The following is a 7,052-nucleotide window of genomic DNA, read 5'->3' on the forward strand; positions in this document are numbered from 1 at the left end:
GGCAGCGTCGTGACGCGCACTCGCCAGGGCGCGGACCGGGATCGGCCAGGCGGAACGCGGTGCGGTTGGCCGCGGACCTCACTCCCGCAAGTGAGTAGAAACCGGCCATTGACCGACTTAGCTAGGAAGTGAGCATCGTCCGGGGCAAACGTGAGACCTCGTCCGCTACTGATGACGGAGTGCTGGAGGCCGAAATGCCTGATGTGATCGTGCTAGGAGCCGGCGTCACCGGATTGTCGGCGGCGCTGCTGCTTGCGTTCGACGGGCACGAGGTTGAGGTTCTGGAGAAGGACCCAGGGCTTCCGGCGGCGCCGTCCATGCCTGGGAGCAATGGCAGCGGCCGGGCGTGGCGCAGTTCCGTCTTCCGCGCGCCTTGCTCGGCGGGGGGCAAGGAGCCTGCTGCGACGCGAGTTGCCGGGGTCCTTTCCGAGTTGGAGAGGGCCGGAGCCGCGACGCACAGCCCGGTCGCCGGCGCCTGGGCGATCCCGGCCGTGGGCGGCCGGCTGCCCGGTGATGAGCGGTTCGACTTGCTCGGGGCCTGCCGTCCGGTGCTGGAGACGGCGCTGGCGGCCGTCGCCGCCCGCACCCGTGGTATCACGGTCAGCCGGGGCGTCACAGTGTCGGGGTTGGTGACAGGCGACTCGAGGGTACCGGGCCGGCCGCACGTCAACGGCGTGGTCACCGCGGGCGGCAGGTCTTCCGCGCCGATCTGGTGGTGGACGCCGGCGGCCGCAACTCACGATTGGGCCGGATGCTCGCCGACATCGGCGCGCCGCCCCTGGACGAGGAATGGACGGAGACCAGGTTCACCGCCTATGGACGATACTTCGAAGGTCCGCCGCCCGAGCCGTACGTGTGGCCGCTGGACCACTACGACAGCCTGTCGACCATGCTCCTGCCAGGAGACAACGGCCCTGGGGCGATGGGCCTCGTGGTCGCGGCACGAGACCCTGACATGCGCGCGTTGCGAGAACCCGAACTGGCAGCGGGCCGCCGCGCTGTTCCCGCCCATCACGCCCTGGGCGGCGGGCACGCCGCTCAGGGCGTGATGGTCATGTCCGGATCGAGAGCAGGCGCCGCGAACTCGTTCGCGAGGGGCAGCCGATGGCCACCGGCGTGGTCAACGTGCGGGTCGCGTGGGCGACCACCAACCCCACGTTCGGACTGGGGATGACGATGGGCCTGACGCACGCGGTCCTACTGCGCGACCAAGTACGCGACATCGGCCTGCAGGAGCCGGAGGAGCTCATCCGGCGGCTCGATGCGGCCACTCGGGCCACGCTCACCCCGATCTACCAGCGGCTGCGGGCCTGGGACGAGCAACGGCTGGCGGAGGTGGAAGGCGTGCGGCGCGGCCTGACCTACGACAGCGACGACCCGAGCTGGGCCGTCGCCAAGGCGCTGGACGCGGCCAAGCTCCTCGACGTGACCTGCTGCGCCATGGCGGACATCGCCTGGACGTGTGCCACCCCCCCGAGGAGGTACTGAACGTACCGGGCCGCTGCGAGTGCATCGCCACGCTCGGCGGCGGCGCCCTCCGTTTCCCCGAGCGCGGCGCGACCTGTGCGAAGCTACTCGCCGCTCTTGCCGGCTAGTTGTACCGGCGCAGAGGGTCGGTCCGGAGGCCGCGCGCGAGGAGCGCTAGGGACGGGCGCTGTGAATCGCCGCCAGCAGGCGGCCACGCGCCGGTCCCTGTGCCACGAAGCGCGGAGCATCCCCGGCGAGCGTGAGCGCCTTCGTGTCCAGGCCTGTCGCCTCAATCGCCTCCTGCGGCGTGGCGAGGAGGTGAGCGACGTCGGCGACACCACGGAGCACGTCGCCGTCCAGGAGCGTGGCCGCATCCAGCGCCTTGCTCAGCATCCACTCGGCATCGCCACTCTCGTACGGCTGGCCACGACGCTCACCGTCGAGCTCGGCGAGCCGATACCGGTCCCAGCGGCCGAGCCGTTCGCACACGGGCGCGAGCACGCCCTGGCTCACCTCGTCGAACCGCAACGTCAGCTTTTCCAGGGCGTCCAGGCCTTCAGCGCGTACCGCGTCGCGCAGCAGGCTCGCGTGCGTGAACGCCATGGACATACCCAGCCCGAACAGCGGATTAGTGACCGCCCAGGCGTCTCCTAAGGGGAGGAGCCCGTGAACCACCGGCCGCCCGCCAGCCACGAGCCGGCTAGGGCCGCTCGCCTCTCCGGACGCTCGCAGGACGTCGCTGATCGGGATGCCCGCGGCCCACTGCTCCACGTTCGGGAACATCGACGCGGCCCTCTGCCAGACTCCGGCATGCCGGAGTTCCCGCAGCTCGACGTCATCTCGCGATACGGCCAGCGTCACCGACCAGGTCCCCACGTCGCCCGGCAGCACCAGGGTGGACAGGTTGTCGTGATGCTCTAACGGCCGGATCGGCGGCGCGGGCATGGGGCCGGCGAAATGCCTGGAGTAGTAGGCGAACCCCGGCCCCGCGCATCCCCGGGCGGTGCCTGCCCCGGTGGCGTCTGGCTCGGTGGCGTCCGGCTCGCCGAGCATCCCGGCGAGTTCCCTCCGCTGCCCGGTCGCGTCCAACACCAGGTCGGCGCGGATGGCCTCGCCCTCGCCGGTACGCACCCCGCGCACGCGCGGCCGCCCGCCTTTCATGGGAGCGTCGATCAGCAGCCCGGCCACGGTGACACCCCGGCGGACGGTGACGCCCGGCGCCCGCGCGGCCACCAGAGCCAGCGCCGCCTCCAGGACGGGACGGCGGGCGGCGATCGTCTCGAACCGCTCGTCGCCCTCCCGTGCCGTGCCCAGCGCCCGCTCCCGACAGGAACCGGCGAGAGAGTTGCGCACGATGGCGCCCGCGCGCTCCAGTTCGGCGGCCACCTCCGGCAGCTCGTCCCGCAGCAGCCGCCAGCCCGCCGCCACCAGCCGGTGCGGCTGGCGGAACTGGCTCACGCCCGGCCGCTGCCACAGCTCCCACGCCCGATGGATGTTGCCCGGGCCGTCCCGGTCCCGGTCGAGCACAGTGACCCGGTGCCCGTCGGCGGCGAGTAGCAGGGCGGCGACCAGACCGGCGGGACCGGCCCCCGCCACGACGATGTCCGACATCTTCGACCTCCTGGTAAGGCTCCTGGAAGGGTCAGCATGCTGCGGGCGACTGCTCACTCACCAGGCCAAACAGCTGCCACTTTGTGGCATCTCCCGAAACACGGTGTCCTGTCAGGCCGTGGTCCGCAGGGTCCCCTATGCAGGTTGACCACCAGCCACTCCACGTCCGCCTCAGCCACCGCCCGCAGGAACCGGTCGCGCGGGTGTCCACCAGCATGGTGCCGTCGGTGCCGGTGATGGCGCCCGCGTTGTCCACCCACCAGGTGCCGACGTGAGCAGCCGTGCAGGACCTGGCCCTCGTGGTGGTTCAGGACCTGCTCGGCTTGCGGCGGGAGGGTCGTCAGGCGACGGCTTTGACGGCTTGGAGGATGACATCGGCGACGGCGGCGGGCTGGGAGGCGGGCAACGCGTGCGAGGCGCCGGGGATCTCTACCTGCTCGCGGGCGCCGGCCCGTTCCGCCATGAACCGGTGGGCGGCAAGCGGGATGTTGAAGTCGAGCTCGGGATAGACGAACCAGGACGGCAGGTGCCGCCAGGCCGGTGCACCGGACTTGTCCTGCAGGGCCCGGTCGTTCAACGGCCGCTGGGTGACGGCGTCCAATGCGGCGCGCTCCAGCGGCAGGTCGGCGGCGAACTGCTGGTGGTAGCGCTCCTGGCGGATGTACAGATCGGTGCTGCTGTCGGGCAGCGCGACCGCGTTCAGGGTCTCGCCGAGTGTGCTGCCGGGAAAGCGGCCGCTCAGCTCGGCGATGCTCTCGCCTTCCTCGGGGGCGAACGCGGCCACGAACACCAGCGCCTTGACCCGGTCGTCGCCGCGGACGGCACCCGAGATGACCTGGCCGCCGTAGGAATGGCCGACCAGGACGACCGGGCCGTCGATCGAGGCCACCAGGCCGGCGACGACGTGGGCGTCACCCGACAGGCTGCGCAAGGGATTGGCCGTGCGAGTACCAGATAGCCGTCGCGCTTGAGCGATGTCATGACGTCGTTTCAACTGGAGGCGTCGGCGAACGCACCGTGTACCAGCACTATGGTCGGCTTGGCGCGGGCGGCCGTTCCGGCTTCGGCGGGGGTGGGTGGCAGCAGCAGCGCGCCCAGCGCGCTGACCGCCCCGGCGGTGAGCTCGGTCCGGCGGCGCAGCTGCTGAACTGCGGAGACAGTCATGATCTTCTTCTGATGGTGATCGGCTCGGCGCGATCGCGAGCTCGCATGGGCGAGGCTAGGTTCGCGTCAGGACGTGGTGTACCTGCGCGCATGGGCCCTACTCTGCTCTGGCACCAGGGGGAAAGAGGGGTCGCCCTAGCCGCGCCACGGGTTCGGCAGGCACGATGTCCGCGTCAGCGGAGGGGCCGGGCGGGTGAGCAGGTCCCGGAGAGCCTTGATGACCCAGTCGGGGTCCTGATCGGCCATGAAGTGGCCGCTGGTGACGGTCAAGTGGCGCAGGTCGGGTGCCCAAACCTGCCACAGGCGCGGGCAGGCCAGGTGGGTGATCCGCGACGGGTGGTCCAACCCGGCGCGGCCACATGACGCCACATCAGGTGCGTCTGCGGGAAGCCATGCAGCAACACGACTGGGCCGCCTGAGCCACCGACCGCCGCGTTGAGGTGCACACCGTCGCCGACGTGCACCCGCTGATAGCCGAAGCCGGAAATGACAGGAATCATGACAGTCTCTCGTTCGTTCTGGAAGCCACGCCGCTCCCCGCCCGCGACCCTGGTCGACCCCACGTGGACCGTCACGGATACGGTCAGCGGAGCATGGTCGATCCCCCTGACCATCGGACAGATCACTCGATGGCCGATAAATAACCAGGGTCGACGGCCTTTCGAGAACACCAGGCCGCTCCTGCCGGCGACCAGCGAGCCCGTGACCTGGCCCTCATGAGCAGTAAGTGGACAGGAAACGGCCTTCCTGGCGGCCACCTCAACCGCCGATGGTCTTTCCGAGCCTCACGACGAATCGAGAGAAGGACGCCATGAAGGGAACCCGTGCGCTGAACGCTCTGCGCGATTGGGTGACATCGACGATCATGATCGCACTGGTGTGCACCTCCCCCACGCGGCACGTGAGACCACGGCGCCGCTGACCCGCTGCACCCGGCGTTTGCTTCGGCAGCCGCACCCGCGTGATCCGCGATCAGGAGATGGGACTACGCCGACTGCCCGTCCGGTCGTGACAACGCGCCGCGCAACTCGGAACGGGAGGTGATCCCGAGTTCGGGGAAGATCCGATACAGATGCGTACCACCCTCAAGATCGCCGAAGGGCCGGACGCCACCTCCCGGGACGACTACTTCGCCGACGAGGGCGACCCCGAGGTCGATCCCCTGCGCCTGGTGTCGCGCTGAGCAGTCGCCGATTGCCTCTCGACCGCGACCACCTCATCGACTCAATCCAGCCGCAGCCCTTGCGGCTGGAGCTAGGCCGCGCGGTCGAGGGCAGAGTAACTCACGACCCGCTTGGCTCGAGGCGTTCGACCTCGTCGAGGACGAGGAAGTCGACGACCACCGCGGTGATCCGGCCGTTGTCGTCGCGGCCGAACCACACCGGGTAGGCGCCATCACCGAAACCGGACTCGAAGGCAGTCAAGGCCGGCTCGCCCACGGGCCCGATCAGTGTCACGGTCTGGGTTCCCGCGACCAGGGGTTCGGGCCCATCGCCGCACAGCAGTCCGATCCAGCCGGGGCCGTCCTCACGGTAGTCCAGCACGGTGGCGAAGTGGTCCAGCAGCGATGCGTCGAACAGGCACCCCATCCCTCCGTCGACCCCGAAACCGAAGAACTCGCCGTCGCCAAGTTCGCTGAGATCCTGTCCGGGAAGCAACGCCTGCTCCCAGTGGACGGTAGGCACGTCTTGCACGACGAGGACAGCCGCGCAGACCCGCACGTGGTCGGGGTCGTCGGAAAACCGTACGACCGACAGCCGCAGCGGATAGCGCCCGGCGGGAACCGTCTGCGTGAAGGCCGTGAAGTCCTGCGGGAACGTCAGCCCCGTGGGATCGCCGGCGATGAGGCCGCCGGTCGGCAGCACCAGCTCCCCCTTGTCGTGAATCTCGGTGACGACCAGTTGGCTGTCTGGGCCGACGAATCGGATGCCGCCCGCGAAGAACGCATCCGGATGAGCGGGGCGCAGAGTGCCAGAGCGTTGCGAACTCACTACGGTTCTCCTGTCACGGACACCCATCCGGCCACCTCGTTTGCCGGATGATCATTTCATGGTTTGCGAATGATGTTGAGCGACAGGATTCTGGGCTCTGGCGCTGATCTTGTTGCGGTGTCGGCCAGATTCCTGCGTCGAGGTGTACGGATTGATGATGCTGGTTCGCGTGCATAGATCAGGGGCTTGAGTTACTGCTGCCGCACCTTGCATCAGCCCGCGTGGAGTCAGTGCAGGTCGAGGAAGGCGCGGTCGTGTTCACGGTCGGCTCAGCGATGCGTACGGCTACGTGTCCGAGGTGCGGCACGGTCTCGGCCAGGACGCATGGCGGCTATCGCCGGAGGCTGACCGCCCTGCCGATCTCCGGTCGCCCGGTGCGAATCGACATCGGCGTCCGACGGTTCCGCTGCGACGATTCTGGATGCGGTGCGGCGACGTTCGCCGAGCAGATACCCGGCCTGACCGCGCCGTTCGCGCGGCGCACGGCCGGGCTGACCGACCGCTTGGCCGCGCTCGGGCTGGCGCTGGCCGGCCGCGCCGGATCCCGCCTGGCCGCGAAGCTCGGCATGCCTGCCTGCCGAGACACGCTGATCCGACTGGTCCGTGCGCTGCCCAAGCCGCCCGCGGCAGCGCCGACGGTGATCGGGGTCGACGATTTCGCACTGCGCAAGGGCGCCGTGTACGGAACTGTGATCATCGATATGGAGACCCACCGGCCGATCGACATCTTCCCCGGCCGCGACGCCGACACGCTGGCCTGTACGACTCTGCTGGTTAACTCGGATTGGTGGCTCCGGTTCATGATCTGATGGTGCCTGT

General features: G+C 69.6%; 8 protein-coding genes and 1 pseudogene. 4 read left to right on the plus strand and 5 right to left on the minus strand.

Annotation, left to right across the window (positions count from 1 at the left end; all coding sequences use genetic code 11):
- Positions 1-194: 194 nt before the first annotated feature.
- On the plus strand, positions 195-1,049 hold the full coding sequence (locus ACFSKW_RS18285; protein WP_379573456.1) for an FAD-dependent oxidoreductase: 855 nt from the start codon (positions 195-197) through the stop codon (positions 1,047-1,049).
- A 55-nt stretch (positions 1,050-1,104) separates the two neighbouring features.
- The gene (locus ACFSKW_RS18290; protein ID WP_379573457.1) at positions 1,105-1,488 is read left to right on the plus strand and encodes a hypothetical protein; all 384 of its coding nucleotides are present in this window, start codon (positions 1,105-1,107) and stop codon (positions 1,486-1,488) included.
- A 153-nt stretch (positions 1,489-1,641) separates the two neighbouring features.
- Here the strand turns inward: ACFSKW_RS18290 and ACFSKW_RS18295 are convergent, their stop codons facing one another.
- Positions 1,642-3,078, minus strand: coding sequence for an FAD-dependent oxidoreductase (locus tag ACFSKW_RS18295; RefSeq protein ID WP_379573458.1), 1,437 nt, complete (start codon positions 3,076-3,078; stop codon positions 1,642-1,644).
- Positions 3,079-3,215: 137 nt separating this feature from the next.
- Here ACFSKW_RS18295 and ACFSKW_RS18300 point away from each other — a divergent pair, with 137 nt between their 5' ends.
- Positions 3,216-3,353 (plus strand): hypothetical protein, encoded by a 138-nt coding sequence (locus ACFSKW_RS18300; RefSeq protein ID WP_379573459.1) that lies wholly within the window; start codon positions 3,216-3,218, stop codon positions 3,351-3,353.
- A gap of 65 nt (positions 3,354-3,418) precedes the next feature.
- Here ACFSKW_RS18300 and ACFSKW_RS18305 read toward each other — a convergent pair whose 3' ends face one another.
- The 4 genes and pseudogenes from ACFSKW_RS18305 to ACFSKW_RS18320 all read right to left on the minus strand — a co-directional run bounded on the left by ACFSKW_RS18305 (position 3,419) and on the right by ACFSKW_RS18320 (position 6,233).
- Positions 3,419-4,009 (minus strand): alpha/beta fold hydrolase, encoded by a 591-nt coding sequence (locus tag ACFSKW_RS18305; RefSeq protein ID WP_379573460.1) that lies wholly within the window; start codon positions 4,007-4,009, stop codon positions 3,419-3,421.
- Positions 4,010-4,068: 59 nt separating this feature from the next.
- On the minus strand, positions 4,069-4,242 hold the full coding sequence (locus tag ACFSKW_RS18310; protein ID WP_379573461.1) for a hypothetical protein: 174 nt from the start codon (positions 4,240-4,242) through the stop codon (positions 4,069-4,071).
- 350 nt (positions 4,243-4,592) lie between these two features.
- A pseudogene (locus tag ACFSKW_RS18315) lies at positions 4,593-4,742 on the minus strand (alpha/beta hydrolase); the annotation flags it as partial.
- A gap of 783 nt (positions 4,743-5,525) precedes the next feature.
- Positions 5,526-6,233: a DUF4241 domain-containing protein gene (locus ACFSKW_RS18320; protein WP_379573462.1), complete on the minus strand. Its 708-nt coding sequence runs from the start codon at positions 6,231-6,233 to the stop codon at positions 5,526-5,528.
- A gap of 275 nt (positions 6,234-6,508) precedes the next feature.
- Here ACFSKW_RS18320 and ACFSKW_RS18325 point away from each other — a divergent pair, with 275 nt between their 5' ends.
- Positions 6,509-7,042 (plus strand): transposase family protein, encoded by a 534-nt coding sequence (locus ACFSKW_RS18325; protein ID WP_379573465.1) that lies wholly within the window; start codon positions 6,509-6,511, stop codon positions 7,040-7,042.
- Positions 7,043-7,052: the final 10 nt, after the last annotated feature.

The sequence above is a fragment of the Nonomuraea mangrovi genome, from assembly GCF_042681425.1.
Classification (GTDB): Bacteria; Actinomycetota; Actinomycetes; order Streptosporangiales; family Streptosporangiaceae; genus Nonomuraea; species Nonomuraea mangrovi.

Coding starts and splice junctions, on each gene's coding strand:
- ACFSKW_RS18285 (WP_379573456.1), top strand. CDS start 195: ATGCCTGATGTGATCGTGCTAGGAGCCGGCGTCACCGGATTGTCGGCG.
- ACFSKW_RS18290 (WP_379573457.1), top strand. CDS start 1,105: ATGGCCACCGGCGTGGTCAACGTGCGGGTCGCGTGGGCGACCACCAAC.
- ACFSKW_RS18295 (WP_379573458.1), bottom strand. CDS start 3,078: ATGTCGGACATCGTCGTGGCGGGGGCCGGTCCCGCCGGTCTGGTCGCC.
- ACFSKW_RS18300 (WP_379573459.1), top strand. CDS start 3,216: ATGCAGGTTGACCACCAGCCACTCCACGTCCGCCTCAGCCACCGCCCG.
- ACFSKW_RS18310 (WP_379573461.1), bottom strand. CDS start 4,242: ATGACTGTCTCCGCAGTTCAGCAGCTGCGCCGCCGGACCGAGCTCACC.
- ACFSKW_RS18325 (WP_379573465.1), top strand. CDS start 6,509: ATGCGTACGGCTACGTGTCCGAGGTGCGGCACGGTCTCGGCCAGGACG.